Genomic DNA, 18477 nt, shown 5'->3' on the forward strand with positions numbered 1-18477 from the left:
TAAAATTGTGTATTTGGAATCGGTCTTTGGCATCAGCCGGACGAGCAATGTAGCTACAAATCTTCTCTCGCTTATCTCGCTCATTGGCTTTGGTAGCTACACCTGCATGGAGGGAAAGAAATGTTCATACCGAGATCCCCATTCAACCACGAATCGGTTGACGTCAGATCAAGAAATTCTGTCTCAACAGGAAATTCTGTCATAAGCATTCCAAAGTGAAGCCCCCCATAAGTTCCCGCTTAAAAATGAACTTGCAACACCTACAATGACTGCCGCTAAAGAAGAAGCCTTAAAAAGAGTAATAGAAAAACTAAACCCTCCAAACATCGAGATCTTTTTAAAAAGACTTAGTTATTGCTTTAGAGGACTTATTTTAAAAAACCGGTGCAGACTCTTTGTAAAAATGAAGATTTTTTCCCTTTATTCTCACTTTGAAACAGTCCCAAACTTACTGGCTAAGTTTAATGCGAAAAATAATATATTCTTAAATTTTAATATCAAAATTAGGCTTTTCCTTATATCCTTAACAAGGGGAGTTAGAGCTATGGGTATTTCATTCCGCAGTCATTTCGAAATAGCTATAGTTTGTTTTTATCAATTCGTTTCACCGGTATTTGCTCAAGTCCTGGAACAGCCTCGCTTACCAGAGCGGAAAATGTTATCAAGATGTTATTTTCATCTAACAGGTCATCAGCTAAAAAGTAGCGATCCGTTATGGGGACAACTTAAAAATCGAAGTGCTGTTTCCATCTGCTCTGAATTATTAGGCTCGCTTAAATTAGGCGCTGATGGGGTGCTCGTCCAGCCTAACAACACAGTTCAAAGAAAAATATTGAAACAGTTCGCAGACTTTCACCGCACTTGGATTCATGGTTCTTGGGTTTTTCAAAATACCTTTCCGGATTCTTACGGAGGGGGTGTTGATATCTATGATGTGCAAGAACCCGCTCTTTATCTGACCCGGAACTTGGCGACTAGTGAACATTACTCAAAAGTTTTGCAAGGAAATAATACGGCTGTAGGGATCAGAGATAATACGAAACTAATTCCAGCCTTACCAGCAGCTGCCGGGGGATTCTTACGTCCTTCGCGAACAACGGTTAATGGCACCGAAGGCCCCAATCTTAATTCAACCATCATCAACTATACCACTTCCTCATCCTTTGGTTTAGCTGATTTGCTGGCCTTGCCTGTGCCTCTTATCCAAATGGGTGAAATTTACGGAATTGAAATGCGTTCCTATGTCGGCACTCCTCTGTTACCTGTAATTTGGACCGAGCCCTACACGGCAGTCGCTACTTCGACTACTGAAGGAGTCACTGTTCCTCAGGCCTTTATGGCCAATCGAGGTGGTGGAGCTATTGGGTCTGTACCCTATATCATGTTAAATTTAGGTCATGGCTTTGATTACAAAGCTGATGGTGCGGCAAAACTTCCTCGGCGTTATATACTTTCAGTTTTCGATGATTTCCTGTGCCGTCAAGGACCCTTTGTTCGAGGCAGTGATGTTTCGATTTGGTTATCCGCAAAAAACGATGCCCCCGGTTTTAGAAAATCTGAATCTTGTTTACGCTGTCATGCTTCCTTGGATCAATCGGCGATGGTCCTGCGCAATCTTCGATTCGGTGGAACCGCAAATGCGCCTTCTAATGCGATTTCGGACTATCGTACACCCCCTGTATTGCTGACTTACAATGCAGACCAAGCGAGTCCCACTGAATTTTGGCCGTCCAGCAGTCAAACCAATTTTCATCGAAGCGCGCCAGCGGGCAAATTATATATGCGAAATATTGACGGCGCGATTGTTGATGTTGGATTGTCTAATTTGGAAAATTTGGGTCAGAGTTTAGCTAATACACCTGACTATTATGCCTGCGCTGCCGCCCGCTATTTCGAGTATTTCACTAATAACAAAGTCCAGCTTTTAGATCCTTATGACATTTCCAATAATGACTATATGGAAAGTCTGAACGTCAAAGAAAAAGCCATGCGTGATTTTGTGCTAGGATTGGGAAGAAGCCTCAGGTCTGAAGGCGGCACATTGAAAAAATTAGTTATTCAAATTATGGAGTCTGATTATTATAGCCGCGCTAACTTTGGTCGCTAGCAGAATTTAATAAAAGTAGTAATTATAAGTAAACATAGTAGAAAATAAATAGGAACGACGGCAAAGGAAATAAAGGATCTTAGAATGAAAAAATCGCGTCGAGATTTCTTGTTAAAAAGTAGTTTAGCCATAGGTTCTGGAGTCCTGGCTTCCAGACTTCCGCCGGTTGAAAAATTAGTATCCATCATGTCACAGAATTTCTTGAAGAAGGCAATTGCTGCTAACGATTCTCCGCTGGTGAACTATGTTTCTATAAACCTTTATGGCGCCCCTGCCCGCTGGTGTTTTGATCAAATGCTGCAAACTAAAGATGGACAAAATATTTTGCCAAATCCCATGGTTGCTACTCGGCTAGTTGAGAATGGAGCCACATATACCGACGCTAGCTATAGTGTTGTCGATTACAAAGGTGTCAAAGTCCCTTGGCTGTGGTCAACCCAAGTGGCCTCTGCAAAAGGTGGCTCAAGGCCCTTGAATGATTTGCTAAAGCACATGATCGTGTTTCGCGGCTATGGGACTAATGTGGACGGCCATCCCAGCAATTTTGCTAAACAAACAAATCCCGTCAGCGGTGCGGGCAGCGTAGGAGCCCATGTAGCTGATCATTCTGCAAAGATTTTTAGAGCTTTGCAATTCCCGCCCTTGTTCTCGGCTTCAGGTTTTTCATCCATCAAAGGTACTGGTTTAAGTGTTTTATTTCAAGGAGACCCAAAGACCAACTATGCGGCCACTCTGATGCAACCCTTTACCTCGCGCACGGAATCGAAAGTCGTTGAGACATTGCGAAAACGTTATTCTAACTTCGTCGATGAGGCTCAGGATCAAATACGCCATTTAACTAGTCAACAAATCCAAGGCCTAAATCCCCTGAATATCGATTTTGATAATTCACTTAAAACCTTGGCCGATGGCATTCAAGATCTGGATAACTCTTGGACGACACTCTACCAAAAATATGAAAAACTGGTGATGACAACCATCAAAGACCGCACCGTTCCTGGGTTATCGGATTTGCCAGTGATCGCAACTCAAAATACCGTTTGGCAAATCGACTTAGGTACAGGAAAAACTATTCAACCCAATACCGGTAGCGATATTCGTGACTGGTACAATAATGTCAGCTGCGAAATGATGATATCTACTTTTGCACTGGCGGAATTTGTTTTGACTCGAGGTTATGGTTCCACCATTGAATTAAGTAATTTCGCACCAACCAATCTGATCGGCTTTTTTGATGGCGCGACCACAGCAAGCACTGGAATTCATATTTTTGACCAACACGCCTATGGAAAAGTCCCAACTACGTATATGAACTCTGTGCTTTTTCGATCCTTGGGCAGTTGTTTGCTGGAATTGATGGATCAACTTAAGAGCGCTGGAGAATTCGAAAAAACTTTTTTTCATATGGTGCAAGAATTTGGTCGTATCCCTCGCAATGATGGGACTGGTTCCGATCATGGATTTAATAGTATGATTTCATCACTCATAACTGGCTGCCATGATGATAAACCGATTGTTTTGGGAAATATTTCCAAGGGTGATACAACGGGTACTTACACCGGAACTTTCGGAAATTGGGCTCCTACAAATGTAGGTGGAAGTAATCTCTATTTAGGGCCAGCCCATGTGACTTCCACAATCGCTAATCTGATGCAATTTACTTTAAATCCTTGGGGTAATTTGGCCCAGCCCTTGATTGTTCGTAAGGGTGCTAATTTAGAAATTAAAACGAGTGGAGAAATTGTGTGAAAGCCTATTTAAATTATTTCCTATTTTTTTCTGCTTCATTGACTCTTGCGCTGTGGTTCCAGAATTGTTCACAACTTTCATCTTCTGGCAATCAGACCGAGAATATGCCTGCTGCGCTAGAGGTGTCCCATCCAGACCCTGCTCCCAACTTAGAAAAAACCGCTACTGGTATCACACTGATTGATCGAGTCGGCGTGACTTCGGTACTGGAAAATGTATTTCTCTCAGGCCTCAGCAGTGAGGCTGATCGAAATACTTTTTTTGATTTAATAAACGCAGAAATCAGACCACAACAACATGCTTTTGGCCGCCCCTGCGATATTGTGGCTCAAGGGACTTTTGCAGACTGTTTTTACAATCTGACTAATTTGGAAATGGGAATGTGGAAATCCACTTCAACGGTTCGCGAGTCTTCACGCATTCAGCTTTGCCGGCGTTTGGTTGCTACCGATAGCCTGTTGAATTCGGCAGTCAATCAAGTCAAAGGACAAGATCTAACCCCAAATGTGACGTCGCTACAGAAAACTGTGCAACTTTTTTACCCCGCCTGGGAGGCGGAATCCATTACTAATGTGGTTCAAGCCTTGGTCACGATTGATAATAAAATGGCGGTTAATTCTGAAACTATGCTCGATCGTTGGAGGCTAGTATTTTTAAGTGTCTGTGAAACAGCCTATTGGGAGATTTTATGAAATCACATCCACATAACTCACTGATTGCATTTTTATTTATCTTCACGCTAGTTTTGGTTTATCAGAATTGTGCACCAAGATTCCAAACCGAAGATTTAAGCAGTATTAATTCCACAAATCAAAATACGGCAAACACATTTATGATCGATTCAAGTTATTTGGGTGCAGACTTTTCATGGTCCACTTTGAATCAAAATTCAAAAATGAATCGAAATAATTATGATCGCATCGAAAGATGGTACGATGCGACCGGAAAGTTCATACCCTTGTATCCTGCCTTTGTAGCCGGAACCAAAACTTTAGATATGGACCATTCGGCACTTTGGAAGAGTACTGAAAAAGGTCCTCGGCTAAGTTTTGAAGCTAGAACATCGTTGACAAGTATTGCTCAAGATTCCTCTGCCTTTTTATCGAAAGAATACAGCATACTTTTGTTTGTGGGTAATTTGAAAATTCCCACTACTACCGAAAATGCCACTGACCCAAAGCGCATTCGCCTATTTACTCTGAGTCCAGTCAACTCCGAAGAAGCTGGACTTTTTGTTGTTGATGTATTTAAAGATGCTAATAAGAAGGCCAATTTTCAAGCGACCTATTGGTTCAACGGTACTACATACAGTACTAGTATATTCAGTTTGCCCGGAGAGAATTTAGCCCAAGGATTTGCTATTGCAGTAAGGTATCCTACAAATGGAAGGGAACTGATGCTTGCAATCAACGGCGAATTGGGCTCTGAAAAGACTTCTGTCGTTGGAACACTTCCTAATATGGGCTTCGTCAATCGTAATTTAGAGTTACACTCAAGTTATTATGCGAATCAAGGCAGTTTTGAATTTGCTGAAATAGGGGTTTTTAAAAAATCACTTTCTGATGAAGAACTCAAATCCCACTCTTTAGGACTTTTTAGGACCCATGAACTGCAGTTACCTACAAGCATTGCTGATGATGACAGTAGCGGGGATCGGGATTCAAATGAGAATCCTAAGGAAGTGACCTTCTCTTCAATCAAAAGTATTTTTCAAAAATCAATTAATGGCAGCACTTGTATTGGCTGTCATTCCGCGTTCCTTTCTTCTCGCGATTCCCTGCTCGCAGCTACAACGCAAGGCAAAGGTAACTGGGTTGTACCTGATAACTCTGCAGGGTCTCTGCTGATCAAATCCCTTCGCCATCAGTCTTCTGCCACGGCTATGCCCCAAGGAGGAGGACAAATGGCAGAGACCGATATCGCAGCCTTAGAGAACTGGATTCAAAAAGGTGCTAAGTGATTCAACTTTCCTATCTCAAATGTTTTCTTAGTCAAATCAGTACTCAGTCCGGGTTTTTGGAATCTATAAAAAACTTGGTCTTTCTTAACTGAGTTCGGTTTTTTACCCGCAATTTGTCCGTACCTCGGTTCAGCAATTCAAGCAAAACTTCATGTACATCAGCCATTGCAAGATACAAAGTTTTGGCTTATTTTTTACTACGAGGCCGTCAAACTTGGTGCCCTTGATTTGTACTTTGACGCCAAATTCATCAGGGCCAGCCTTGCTTGAAGAGTTGTCCACTAAAAGGGGGGAAGTTCACAGCGGAGTTCTGGTTTTTCCTGCGGCAAAATGAAAATTATTGACGCTATCGCGGCAGCAGACATCCACAATGAAAATCACAACCCTTTTGACTGCAGAATATTGCGCCGAATATGGAGATTCTCACTGCACTATTCGGTTAAGTCTGAGCAGAAACCAAAGTTATTTAACAGCTATAAAAGTTGTTGGATTTTCTGTTGAATACTACGTCAATTATCAGCCCTCTGAGCAGTAGAGGCCAGCCCGCGTCGACCGCCGCGTGTCCACTGTGCTCTACTTCGGACATTCCACATTTTTAGGCGGCGGAGTGGGCGATGGGGGTGGAGTTTTCGAGGTGTCCCCACTCAGTACAATATCAGAGCAGGAATAATACCTGGTCGGTGGATTTCTGTCCGTCATCAATTGGATCATTTGAAGCGTGCATTGATCACAGCTGACATTTGGTAAAGTCAAAGTAGTGCTGTACTGATGTGGTAAATCGGTTGTCGAGTCTTTGTCATCGACGACTGTTTTTAGCAAAGTAAAATTAACATCGTTTGCGAGCGAAAAATAGAATTCAAATTGTCCAGGATGATTGATGGTCTCCTCCCAGTTTAGAGTGATCGTTTCACCCGGTGCAAACGTTTTTGCAGAGTTAGTTCGCGGCACACCGCCACAAGGGCCCGTTTTTAGACCATCGCTGCTACTGCGGGGAATTAACGCAGCAGAGGACTTGATTCGGGCATGGCCAAATGAAACTGTAGGGTAGGCGACAAAAATCATCAAAGCTATCATTGTATAAGTCTTATTTTCCAACCGACAAAATCCTTTCTGTGCACGTCTCTATTAAATGATGGACAGCCTCTGAAAGTGAATTTCCTTGCTCTGTGAGGAGAGCGTTTTGATTTTTGCCATCGGGTGATTTATCAAAAAGAGAGCACCTAATTTCCATTCGGTTATATTCATCCCCGAGGGGGAGCGACCTTTGTGAGGCGTCTTTTGTATTGAAAAAATACCTATGAATTTGAATGCAAGTTGAGCCAAAGGAGCTGCAGTCGCTTTCAATAAAGTGAGAATTTTCTACTTCCGGAGAAAAAGTTGAAACATCACATTCAATGGCCTTGAGATCAGTGCAGGATATATCATTTCTCATGATGAGCAGATCTAGGCGGTCGTTTAACATCTTTGCGGTGCACTGAGAGCTGATATCACTTTTTACCAGGCTCTTACTTTGATCAACGGATGAAAATCCTTCGCCGCAATTCTGAAAAGCCAGCATGATCCCAACACTAAACACAAAGCCGAAAATAATAAAAGGACCTTTTCTCACACCTTTGATTTTACTTTAATTTTCAACAAATGCTAAGCTTTTTAAATGGTCAGCGAGGATATAAACTCAATCGGTTGGATTTGATGATAGCTTCTAGGAATGGGATTTCTCGGATTGAGAATAGTCATTTGCAAAAGCAGGGATTGAAGAGCAAATGCGACTAAAGAATTGAGACCCTAATTCCGATGATTAGGTGACAGAGGATAGGAAGAATTAAGCCCGAATCGTTCAAGTCCAACATCTAGGTTTTACTTGGTGCTTTTTAAAATTGTGTATTTGGAATCGGTGTCATATTAATTGACATCAAGGGTGACAATTTGAAAAAAAAACGAGCTTCATAAATCCCAAAAGAAAAGAATTTTTTAATTCAAAATCAAGTTAAAAAAAATAGTTTCGTCATAAAGTTAGCTCTGACCGGGAACCGCTGGAATAACTCTTAGGCATTCTTAAGTTGATCTGAAATTGCAACCAAAATAATGTATGATGAAAACTTTAGTATGGACAATAATTGTATCGATATTAGGAACGCAAAGTCTTTCATTTGCTAGTAGATCTGCGAAATCATGTCAGCTTTTTTATAAAAATCGGTTTTTAACTCAAATTCATCCAGAATCAATTGTTGGTAAAGTCTTTTCTCCACAGAATGGGAGTTCTCTTTATGTTGGTAAAGACGGCCGATTTTATGGTCTCAAACGACCTATTGAATACAGTAATTCAGTTAGAATCAATAAGAAAACTAATAGTTCCAAGGTTGTTGTAAACCCCGATTTTGGCCCTTTTCTTTTAAATGATTCGATGATTATTTCCTATGATAAAGGTCAGTTTTTTGCCATTGTCCTAAACGATTTGTGGAGCGAGACCTTCACAGGACCAGAAGCTAAAGACATTCAAATTATAGGCAAAGGAAAAAGTATTTTGGTTACCACCACTGATAGTCAACTATTGAATTTAACTCCTAATGCCTTTGACTTTGGAAAAGGTATATTAACAAATTATAATAAACCTATTGCTGAAGATGTATTACATCATCATGTATTTAATCTCCGCACAAATGGAAATGACCATGAATATTTAGGTGTGATTTCTAATTCGGGAAGTTATCATTTTTATGAGCTGGAAAATAAGAGAAATGGACATTCAGTGATGACATCTTTTTCTCCTATCGCAAGTGAATTGTTATCCCTGGCTCTTTTCCAAAAATTTCAAGAAGCTTCACCTATGGATTCACATAAAATGATTGTTCAGATATTTAACGACTTCCTTCGTGTTGCTGTCACAATGAAGTTAGATGCCACTATCAAAGATTTAGACTTTAAAGTGAGTAGCCCAACATTAAGATATAAAATGTCTGATCTAGCTAATCTTAAAAAAGAACCGCCTCAAGTTTCTCGTATATCTAATAATCCTATTTCCTATAGAACGATGGGTGGCTCACCGCTAATGGACCCATCCGATTTGCCTTATCAAATTGTGGTTCCAACAGGTCTGCGTGGCGATTTTAAAATTGCTTCAACTCCTATGGATGACATTGCAACGAGTTTACCAAATGGAGTAAATGAAAATCTATTTGTGGACCCTCAGTCAGGAATCATCGCGCATATTACGAACACTAATCAAGTAGCTTTGTATTCAAGGGACGCTCTTTCTACCGAGTTAATTTCCTTAGAGAATCCTGGGAAAAAATTCAATCAAAAGGTGGAATCGCATCAGATTAAAAATCTGGAGTGGATAGGACGAGGTTTCTATTTACTGGCAAAAACAGATGGACCCATTTTGCATTTGTTTCGACCCTCCGTAATTGGCGCAACACTTAAGGCTTCAGAACGATTTTACATTCATAAAGATGTGCATGCGTCAGGCTCCAATGCTTTTTTAAAAACAGACAATTCTGTTGTTTTGGAGGCTGGCATTTATTCAAGTAAGAATCTCACTACAAATGAGTTTAGCGATTTTGTAGTTTCTTTTTGGTCAGATGGGACTTTAGCAATGCATGCATTTAAGTCAATCCCAGGATTTGGGTTCTCTCTTGAATTAGTCGGCAAGGAGATGGCAAATTCTTTAGTTGAAGATTTTCAAGTCGAACTGCAAAAAACAGGATCCTCGCGCAAAGCCTTAGATCATTTTTTTAATACCTATTTTAGATTTGCCACACAATTCATAAACATTGGTGGATAGGAAGAATTAAGCCAGAATCGTTTTGGGTTTTGTTCGCAACCTCGTCTCCCTCAAATTCATGACGCAAGATTTGCTCAACTATGGGGAGTATTACTTAAATTTTTCAAGTTGCTGGAGATATATATGAAAACGATTTTTTATTATTAACGTTGATTGCGTCTAATCTATTTGGTGGAGAAAAGAATGCTTACATTGAATCCTTCTTCTAAATCTATGAAATTGAATTCTTACAGGTAAGGTATTTTGCTACCTTCCAAGAAGCTTACAAGCAAACCATGGAGTTTATTGAATTTTATAATACTAAAAGAAAACATGGCTCCTTGAAAGTGATGGCTCCATTAGATTTTAAAAAATGTTATAAAAACGATTCTATTGCTGAAGTGGAAGTGAGACTTTAGCATGAAGAATTTAAATCAAATTTTAACACAAGTGTTCGCATCGAAAATGTCCATAATTAAGGGGTTGACAGGGAATCAACGTCCCCAAGAACATTTAGGGCTAACTTAAAAGAATATATGGATATGGCTGATGAAAAGCCCTTACGTATTCAAAAGCGTGAAGGTAATGCCTGCGTTTTAATGTCTGAGGAATACTACGAAGGGTTATTGAATGAGATTTCTTCGCTACAAAAAAGCTTGCTCTCTGCCAACCAAGCTTTAAGAGGTGAAATCATCGAATATAAAATTGGCGATAAAGATCGTTTGAAAAGATTTAAAAAATGAAGATTGTTAAGACCCAGCAATTTGAAGATGATCGACTCCACATTGAAGATCATATTTATAATTCAAATGAGTATGATATAAAATTTGTCGATAAATTTATAGATGAGCTAGACGCTGCTGTTCAGTGGGTTCATTCAGTGCACCTTCAGCTTGTTGCGCCAAACTCGAAGCATTTTGCACATTCATAGTCGCAGACTCAAAACCCTAAGCTTGTGATTTTAAACTTTCAGCGATGGTTTGTCCTGAAGGACCCACACTGCTATTGGCAAACCTAGATCCACTTGCAAGTTATTGCATGGATACTTTTAACTTTCTTTGATTTTGCGAAAGATGTCTCCGCGCTGTCAATGCAGCGACTTGCGAAGTAATACGCAAGCTAGGCTCCCTTACCAAATCCATGTTGGTAAATTTCTCTGGCGCCAACACTTAAAAACCAGAATGTTTCAAATTGATAAAAATGGCAGATCTAGTTCAGTCACGTCCTAGCCCCCCAAAAAAGCCCTAATGACCTCAAAATGCAGTCTTAACATCTATGAATTACTACGCGCGGTAATTATCAATACTTGTTAAGAATTTTTGAAATTATATTAAATTGTTCAATGAATTCAAGAGGTTGAAGTTTTCAATTTGAAACACCGTTGGTTAAACAACATAATCGCCGATGTAGCATATAGTGCTCAGCAAAAATCACGCCGATTGTATATTATAATGTTCATAGTTGTATATTATGTATATTATAATATGCAGTTTAGTTGATTTTTCCAAAAAACAGCCGATACTATAAGTATGAAAGCGAAGAAAGAAAGAGTCTATTCAAGACACACCAAAGAAGCAGCCATTTTACTTGGTAAGCATATCCAATTGGGCCGCAAAGAGCGCTTCCTCACCGAAACAGATCTTGCGGACCGTGCTGGCATTTCGCGCGTCACTTTACAGAAAATCGAAAAGGGTGATCCTAAGTGCGAACTGGGATTATACTTTGAAGTTGCCACCATCGTTGGAGTTCCTCTATTTGGGGCGGACTCTTCTTTTTCTCTTTCACCCAGCATTGAACGTATAAATGATAAGCTCGCACTTCTTCCTAAAAGCATTCATAAAAAGAAAAAGGAAGTAGATGATGCCTTCTAAATCTAAAACTTATAATGAAGCTTATGTTTGGATTTGGCTGCCTGATGAAGTAAATCCCGTCGTCGCAGGAAAACTGACTCAAGATGGAAAGTCTTTTGTTTTTAATTATGGTCAAAGCTACTTAGAAAGACCAAATAAAATTTCTATTTATACACCAGAGCTTCCTCTTAAGCCCGGCATGTTACCCCTGTTAGGAAATTTAACAATACCAGGATGTATACGAGATGGCTCTCCTGACGCCTGGGGAAGACGTGTTATTATTAATAAAAAATATGGAGTCACAGGGAAAGCCATTGACCAACATCAACTTGATGAGCTGACTTTTTTATTAGAGTCAGGCTCTGATCGTATTGGCGCACTTGATTTTCAAACATCTCCCACAGAATACAAACCACGCCTATCTCTGCACGCATCCCTTGATGAACTTCTGCACTCAGCAGAAAAAGTGGAAAAAGGAATTCCTTTAACCCAAGCCTTGGATCAGGCACTTTTTCATGGCAGCCCTATTGGCGGCGCACGACCCAAAGCTCTTATTGATCATACCGATAAAAAATATATCGCGAAATTTTCTTCGACCTCGGATTTATTCAGCGTAATCAAAGCTGAATTTATTGCCATGCGCTTGGCAAAGCAGGCTGGCATTGAAGTTGCCAATGTGAGACTGGAACAGTCCTCGAAAAAAGATGTTTTGCTTATTGAGCGCTTTGATCGCGTCCCTACAAAAAAAGGTTGGCAGAGAAAAAATATGATTTCAGCTCTGACCATTTTTGAATTTGATGAAATCGTCGATGTTCGCTATACCAGCTATGAATTGCTAGCAGAAAAAATCAGGCATTCGTTTTATGAGGCTTCAAAGACCCTTAAGGAGCTTTACAAACGTCTAGTCATTAATATTTTGGTCGGAAACACAGATGATCATGCCAGAAACCATGCTGCCTTCTGGGATGGGAAAATGTTAAAGCTGACTCCAGCCTATGACATATGCCCACAACCTCGCACTGGTGGCGAAGCTTCACAAGGCATGCTTATTCATGGAAATAATCGAATGAGCCAATTGAGAGAGTGTATTGCTGTAGCTTCGCACTTTCAGCTATCAAGAAAAGAATCTATGTCCATTATAGAAGAAATTGCTAACATCATTATTGATAATTGGAAAGAGACTTGCGAAGAATCGAAGCTCTCTGAAGTTGATAGAAAACTATTTAGCTCCCATCAGTTTTTCAACCGGTTTGCTTTTGAAAATCTTGAGGGTGATAGCCAACATCTAGAAAAGTTGGGACAAAAATTTAGAAGTTTTTAGCGAAGTTAAGATAAAAAAATCTCAATTTGAAAATAATATTTCTAAGTTTTAAAAATTCTAAATTTTCTTAAAAAAGCTGATTTGCTTTTAACGCCTTCAACATTCTTTGTGCTGTTCTTTGACTTTAGAAACGCTAGCTCTCTTAAAGTCTCAAATCTTTTTCTACGATAAGACTCTTGTTTAAATCGATCAAAATTAAAACGAAATGTGTTGATTGGCCAAGTTTATTAGTCTTATTTTTTTTGCTGACATTTAAAATGGAGATTTGTAGCAACACTTTTTTCGAATTTTAACTTCCCTAACTTTCTCTAATTTATCGTCCGGAATAAAAATTAATTGCCATGATTCTTTATTTGTTGCGGGCTCCGTAATTTTATAAGCGTAAATGGTGTCGCTAAAAAAATAGCTGTTGGGTGTACTCATAATTTTACGAACTGCGAGCTGAACTCATAATAAATCACCCCGCAATTGAAAAGACGGTGGAAGACTAGGGCAGATTAAAAAAATAAAACTTTGGTGACTGCCTTTGTTGCTTACGAATGGACTTATGGAATCCAGAAAGATGGAATCCAAAATGGGTTTCTTCAAGAATCTCATAGTAGTTCTGAATTGTTGCTACCTCGACACCAGTTTCCCGAGAAATAGTAGAGTAGTTCAATACTTCATATTTATCGGGTATATAAGTAGTTAAGTAAAGCTGTGATTCAAAGAGCGCTACGACGGCTATTGAGCCAGCATTATTCACGATATCGTGTGAATTTATTAAATTTACCCATTTTAGCGCTACTTTTGTCTTATTATTCACTTGATCGTATGAATTATAGTTAAATTATTTCATTTTTTTGAAAAAATAGGTTATATTCATACGAACATATGAAAAAAAACATTAATACATCCATAAAAGATCTAGGGCTTCTAATAAAACGTGAACGTAAACAGTGTCAGCTAACGCAAACACAGCTTGGTGAAATAACTAACACCAGCATCAATTTCATAAGCCAAATTGAAGCTGGAAAAGTTACGGCTCATATTGGTAAGGTGTTCCGTGTGCTTCAGGTTTTAGGAATAGAATTACATATTCAAAGAGGAGCCTTAGGACTTGTGATCCCTTCAGAAAAAACACCAGTTAAAAAAAGTAATAGCGGGGAAAAATAACTATGGATTCAAAGGCCGTTAATAAACTAAAGATTTTTAAAAATGAAATTTTAGTTGGAAACCTGGAAAGAACTAACGATGGCTGTTGTATTGAATTGACTGATGAATTTAAAAAAACGAAAAAGAACTTAACTTTTAAAATTTCATCTGAAGAAAAAAAGATTGAATTTAAAGGAGTCGGACTGCCACCATACTTTGCAGGATTGTTGCCAGAAGGGCTCAGACTAAAAGCTTTAATTAAAAGATTAAAGACCTCTCAAGATGATTTATTTAGTATACTTGTGGCATCTGGAGGCCAAACCATTGGTGATATTCATTTCGAAAATGACGAGTCCTTGACCAGTATGGAGGACTTGCTGAATGACTTTAATTCTATCAAGGAGCAACTTCATCAGGGACAAGATCCTGGGCACAATGCTATTGCAGGAGTACAAGATAAACTTTCAGCAGATCGAATTTCTTTACCGACAACAATAAAGAAAAGAAATAAAAGTTATATTTTAAAATTAACGTCAACTGAATTTCCAGAAGTGATTCAAAATGAATGGCAGTGTATAGAAATAGCCAAAGCCTGTGGTCTTAGTATAAACAAAGCACAAATTGTTAAAGACGCGAAACAAAATCCAGCATTGTTGGTGGAAAGATTTGATCGCGAATGGAATAAGCTAGAAAAAAAATGGCAATGTTTTCATCAAGAAGATGCTTGTCAGTTTTTAAATCGTTACCCTGCAGATAAATACCGACTGACTTTTCAAGAAATTGCCGATGAGGTTGCAAACCTTGCAACAAGTCCAGAGATCGAAGTTTTAAATCTTTTAAAGTTAAAAGCTTTTTCTTATTTAATAGGCAATGGAGATTTGCATGCAAAAAATATAAGTCTGACTCAAAAATCAGAAAGTGATATTTGCAAGCTGACACCATGCTATGATTTGGTTTGCACGGCTTTGTACGGTGATCAGAAAATGGCGTTAATGTTTTTAGGTAAAAACCAAAATTTAAAAAAGAAAAACTTTATCGAGTTCGGTCAGAGATATGATATTCCAGAAGCCGCTACAGTTTCAATGTTGGAAAAATTAGTTAGCCAGTTTGAAAAGAACTATCAACATTTTTTTTCTTTCCCTCTGGCTAAGAAAAAAGGGAAATTTCTCAATCAGTTTTTTAAGGAAAGAATCAAACACTTGTTGTAGGCACGACACAATCAATCCCATCACGAACCAAATCTACTGTCCGATCTGCACAACTGAGTTCAATATCCAGCTCAGGGTACAAATCGGTAAACTTTGATAGCAAAGAGAATTTCCTTACATCTCGCCAAGTACTGCTGACCTTCCGGTGTCAGTGAGACCTGTCTTGTTGTCAGGTATTAGTAAAACCGGGAAGGGCTACTATAATTTAAACAGCAGCGTAGTGCCACTGAGAAAAAAACAAGGCACTGTTGACATCAGAAAGAACAACATCAGTACTGATGCGCTCCTTGAGTAACTGCGATTTTTTTGATTTTCTTTGAGGAAAAGAAGAATTAAGCCCGAATCGTTCAAGCCCAACATCTAGGTGAATTTCCCGTTTTTCTTGAAATCCAAACCCGGTCTCCTGTTTTTGAGGTGTGATCAAAAAGGGTTCCGATGGAGCCGTAAAAATTAAATTTTTTGCTGCCTCGGGTTTTTACGCAATGCCAATACTGAATAAAGATTTTATTTAGTCAAAGATGTCAAAAACAAGAAACCAGACTGACATAATGATGACAGTCTAGAAAATGAAAATTCTTTAAATGCATCTTAGGCATTTTTTTCCTCTACTTTGATATGAGTTTGTTTTGGCACCTAAAGTGCAATTAGTAATTTTAATGATAAAATTTTTTTTGATAGGTTTCTTACTCGTAGTTAATTTGAGCCTTGGAAAGAGTGCTGAGGAGACTACGGTTAAAGGAAAAATAATATTTCAGGACGATACGATTCACTTAGAATTTTCTGGCAAAAACTCTTGGAATTATTCAATTGATAAAAAAGCACAAGTCGTTCAGATTTTGATTGATCCACTTGACATGGAAACGATTAAAAATATTTTAAGATTTAAGTCTAGCTTGTTAAAAAAAATTAATGTTTTAGAGAATCAAGAAGACCACAAAACTTTGATTAGTTTTGAATTGGCAAATGATTTAGAAATTTTCGATTATCTGGTTGAATCGCCATCTCGACTCATTGTGGATTTGTATCAAAAACCTACCGAGAAAAAAAATACAAAAGCTCAAAATGTAAAAAAAATCAAATCAGAGACAAAAGAAAATAGGGCGCCCGCGTCCGCTGATTTTCTGAAGTTAGAGGTTGAAGGACCTGTATTGTCGCAGGTGAAACAGGAAAAAAATAAACTTGCTGGGATCTATGACGGCGCTGATCCTTTTTATGAAAGATTTTCGATGAAGGATTATGAAATCAAAGAAGAATCGATTATTATGAGTAAGGAAAATTATTATATTCCTTTCCCAGATATTGATTTACCTGTCGTGGATTGGAATAAAATTAAAAATGCTGAGACCGTGTTTCAAATCGCTCCAACGGAAGAACCTGAAAATAAGCATGTGAGGCTTTTACAAACATTGATGAATAATAAAAGACCCCAAGTTTTTTTTAAAACCTATAACTGGTTTCAAGAAAAGTATCCTGAATCGGAATATTCTGACATTGTGAAAAATATGAGTATCCAAGTTCACTTGAGCGAGTGGGAAAGTAAGAATGATGCTCACCACTATGACTTAGCTGTACAAAAAATGAGAGAGATTATAAATAAAGATGGAAAACATCCCATGGCCGAAAAGTATTCAATGCTTTTAGGTATTTTAGCCTATGAAAAAAAAGATTATTTTAACTCATTAAGGTCATTTCAAAATCACATGAGTCAAGAATTATGGAATAAAAAGGGCTCTTACTCTGCTGATTTATCCGCATTAGGAATAGGTCTGAGCTTTTTAAAGTTGAATCAGTTTGAGGACGCTTATCGAGAATTTGACAAATTAGAAAATTCATCAGTGTTCGATGATTTAAAAAGTGAAGCCGCTTATCGAAAAGGCGATGTCTTGTTAAGGCAAAAAAAATATGATTTAGCGATTAAGGAATACAAAGCGGCGATTGCAAGAAGGCCTAAAAGTGAATTGAAATTTCCCAATGCATTTTATAATCAAGCACAAGCGCAATTTTTATTAGAACAATATAAAGAGAGTCTGAACACCTACCGGGAGTTCATAAAAAAGTTTCCCCAAGATAATGTATCTCCTTATGCAATGACTCGAGTGGGAGAACTGCTTGAAATTCTGGGGGCCGATAAAACAAAGGTCATTGGAGCTTACTTGGAAACCTATTTTCGAAGTGGAGAGAATCCGTCTGCTATTGTCGCTAGACTCAGATTGTTAACTGCTAAAATGAAAGGAATGAAGCCGAAGGAAGTGGATAGCACGATAAAAGAAATTACGGAGCTCATTAAGAGGTCTGACTTGCCAGGAATTCAACAATTTGCAACGGTTCTCATTGCTGAAGGGTTTCAGCAAAAAAAGAGTTATGATAAAGCTCTAAATTTATTAATTACTTATTATAAACAAAATCCTAGTATCGTTGATACAAATTTATTTTCTAAAAGAATTGTTTCAAATATTTTTGAAAAAATTGAAACAAGCGTTGGAGCAGGTGATTTCTTATCAGCACTTAAGATATATAATGAATATTATGATAATTGGCTTAAACCATCGACAAGACTAGATATAAAATACCAGATAGGGCGTGCCTATGAACAAGGTGGAGTTTATGAGCCAGCCATAAAATACTATTCTGAGGTTTTAAATAAAGTGTATTCTTATCGAGGGAGCAGGGAGGGTAGAGAAAAGCTCGTGAAAGAAAAACTACCTTCAGAGAGCTTGCTAAACTTACGACTGGCTGAAGTTGAAGACAAAAATAAAAATTACAACAAGGCATTTGAATACTTAAAGGCGATAAAAGAGCCTAATCTCTTGTCAGAATCAGATCAGATCGCCAGAATAATCCTATCCACCTCGCTTTATGAAAAACGAGGGGACTTCGATACGGCAATTCTTTATTTGACTGAACTGCTGACTTATTGGAAGGGGCAGCCCTTTCTTGTGGCTGAACCTTATTTTAAATTGAGTGAGTTGCAATATAAAAAAGGGGAAAAGGAAGAGGCTTTAAAATCTCTAAATAAAATTGCGACATTAATGGATGATACCAACTTGGTAAGTATCGATCTATATAGAAAGTCTTTGGAAAAATTAGCCAGTATCAATGAAGAAAAAAAGGATTTTGATCAAGCTATTTTTTGGTATGAAAAACTGCTTGATAAGTTTGAAGACAAGATCTCAATGGCCTCCATAAGGTATCGGTTGGGAAAGATTTATTTTGATATAGGAAAAATTCAAAAAGCCTCTGAAATCTGGGCTAAATTTAGGGGAGATAATTCGGAGTCATGGAAGAAAATTGCTAAAGAACAAATCCGTTCCTTTGAATGGGAAAATGAAAATAAAAAATTTATCGATCGATTTCCCGCATCTAAAAACACACCTTGAGGAGAAAA

General features: G+C 38.4%; 18 protein-coding genes. 14 read left to right on the forward strand and 4 right to left on the reverse strand.

Annotated features, from left to right (window positions below; translation table 11 throughout):
- Positions 1-655: 655 nt before the first annotated feature.
- The 5 genes from J0M15_04475 (at position 656) to J0M15_04495 (ending at position 6351) form a co-directional block, all read left to right on the forward strand.
- On the forward strand, positions 656-2107 hold the full coding sequence (locus J0M15_04475) for a hypothetical protein (GenBank protein MBN8536281.1): 1452 nt from the start codon (positions 656-658) through the stop codon (positions 2105-2107).
- 84 nt (positions 2108-2191) lie between these two features.
- Positions 2192-3856: a DUF1501 domain-containing protein gene (locus tag J0M15_04480; GenBank protein ID MBN8536282.1), complete on the forward strand. Its 1665-nt coding sequence runs from the start codon at positions 2192-2194 to the stop codon at positions 3854-3856.
- Positions 3853-4548, forward strand: coding sequence for a hypothetical protein (locus tag J0M15_04485; GenBank protein MBN8536283.1), 696 nt, complete (start codon positions 3853-3855; stop codon positions 4546-4548). Before J0M15_04480 ends, J0M15_04485 begins: the two co-directional genes overlap by 4 nt.
- Positions 4545-5816 carry a hypothetical protein gene (locus tag J0M15_04490; GenBank protein ID MBN8536284.1) on the forward strand — a complete coding sequence of 424 codons (1272 nt, stop codon included), beginning with the start codon at positions 4545-4547 and terminating at the stop codon, positions 5814-5816. Before J0M15_04485 ends, J0M15_04490 begins: the two co-directional genes overlap by 4 nt.
- Before the next feature lie 370 nt (positions 5817-6186).
- Positions 6187-6351: a hypothetical protein gene (locus J0M15_04495; protein MBN8536285.1), complete on the forward strand. Its 165-nt coding sequence runs from the start codon at positions 6187-6189 to the stop codon at positions 6349-6351.
- 38 nt (positions 6352-6389) lie between these two features.
- Here the strand turns inward: J0M15_04495 and J0M15_04500 are convergent, their stop codons facing one another.
- The gene (locus tag J0M15_04500) at positions 6390-6911 is read right to left on the reverse strand and encodes a lytic polysaccharide monooxygenase (protein ID MBN8536286.1); all 522 of its coding nucleotides are present in this window, start codon (positions 6909-6911) and stop codon (positions 6390-6392) included.
- Positions 6901-7374 carry a hypothetical protein gene (locus J0M15_04505; GenBank protein ID MBN8536287.1) on the reverse strand — a complete coding sequence of 158 codons (474 nt, stop codon included), beginning with the start codon at positions 7372-7374 and terminating at the stop codon, positions 6901-6903. Before J0M15_04505 ends, J0M15_04500 begins: the two co-directional genes overlap by 11 nt.
- Positions 7375-7908: 534 nt before the next feature.
- On the opposite strand from J0M15_04505, the gene J0M15_04510 reads away from it, so the two are divergent.
- The 6 genes from J0M15_04510 to J0M15_04535 all read left to right on the forward strand — a co-directional run bounded on the left by J0M15_04510 (position 7909) and on the right by J0M15_04535 (position 12750).
- Positions 7909-9600, forward strand: coding sequence for a hypothetical protein (locus J0M15_04510; GenBank protein ID MBN8536288.1), 1692 nt, complete (start codon positions 7909-7911; stop codon positions 9598-9600).
- Between the two features lie 209 nt (positions 9601-9809).
- A complete protein-coding gene (locus tag J0M15_04515; protein MBN8536289.1) occupies positions 9810-9998 on the forward strand; it encodes a transposase in 189 nt (62 codons plus the stop codon).
- A gap of 117 nt (positions 9999-10115) precedes the next feature.
- Positions 10116-10322, forward strand: a complete 207-nt coding sequence (locus J0M15_04520) for a hypothetical protein (GenBank protein MBN8536290.1) — start codon at positions 10116-10118, stop codon at positions 10320-10322.
- Entirely contained in the window at positions 10319-10510 is a 192-nt protein-coding gene (locus J0M15_04525) for a hypothetical protein (protein MBN8536291.1), read from the forward strand. The genes J0M15_04520 and J0M15_04525 overlap by 4 nt, the downstream gene beginning before the upstream one ends.
- Positions 10511-11108: 598 nt before the next feature.
- Positions 11109-11450: a helix-turn-helix domain-containing protein gene (locus J0M15_04530; protein MBN8536292.1), complete on the forward strand. Its 342-nt coding sequence runs from the start codon at positions 11109-11111 to the stop codon at positions 11448-11450.
- Positions 11440-12750, forward strand: a complete 1311-nt coding sequence (locus J0M15_04535; protein MBN8536293.1) for a type II toxin-antitoxin system HipA family toxin — start codon at positions 11440-11442, stop codon at positions 12748-12750. Before J0M15_04530 ends, J0M15_04535 begins: the two co-directional genes overlap by 11 nt.
- Before the next feature lie 487 nt (positions 12751-13237).
- Here J0M15_04535 and J0M15_04540 read toward each other — a convergent pair whose 3' ends face one another.
- Positions 13238-13555 (reverse strand): hypothetical protein, encoded by a 318-nt coding sequence (locus tag J0M15_04540; protein ID MBN8536294.1) that lies wholly within the window; start codon positions 13553-13555, stop codon positions 13238-13240.
- 68 nt (positions 13556-13623) lie between these two features.
- On the opposite strand from J0M15_04540, the gene J0M15_04545 reads away from it, so the two are divergent.
- On the forward strand, positions 13624-13905 hold the full coding sequence (locus tag J0M15_04545) for a helix-turn-helix transcriptional regulator (protein ID MBN8536295.1): 282 nt from the start codon (positions 13624-13626) through the stop codon (positions 13903-13905).
- A 2-nt stretch (positions 13906-13907) separates the two neighbouring features.
- Entirely contained in the window at positions 13908-15092 is a 1185-nt protein-coding gene (locus tag J0M15_04550) for a HipA domain-containing protein (protein MBN8536296.1), read from the forward strand.
- Positions 15093-15297: 205 nt separating this feature from the next.
- Here J0M15_04550 and J0M15_04555 read toward each other — a convergent pair whose 3' ends face one another.
- A complete protein-coding gene (locus J0M15_04555; protein MBN8536297.1) occupies positions 15298-15516 on the reverse strand; it encodes a hypothetical protein in 219 nt (72 codons plus the stop codon).
- A 232-nt stretch (positions 15517-15748) separates the two neighbouring features.
- Between J0M15_04555 and J0M15_04560 the strand changes: the two genes are divergently transcribed.
- The gene (locus J0M15_04560) at positions 15749-18469 is read left to right on the forward strand and encodes a tetratricopeptide repeat protein (GenBank protein MBN8536298.1); all 2721 of its coding nucleotides are present in this window, start codon (positions 15749-15751) and stop codon (positions 18467-18469) included.
- The last annotated feature ends 8 nt before the right edge of the window (positions 18470-18477 follow it).

Source organism: Deltaproteobacteria bacterium, from assembly GCA_017302835.1.
Taxonomy (GTDB): domain Bacteria; phylum Bdellovibrionota; class Bdellovibrionia; order Bdellovibrionales; family Bdellovibrionaceae; genus UBA2316.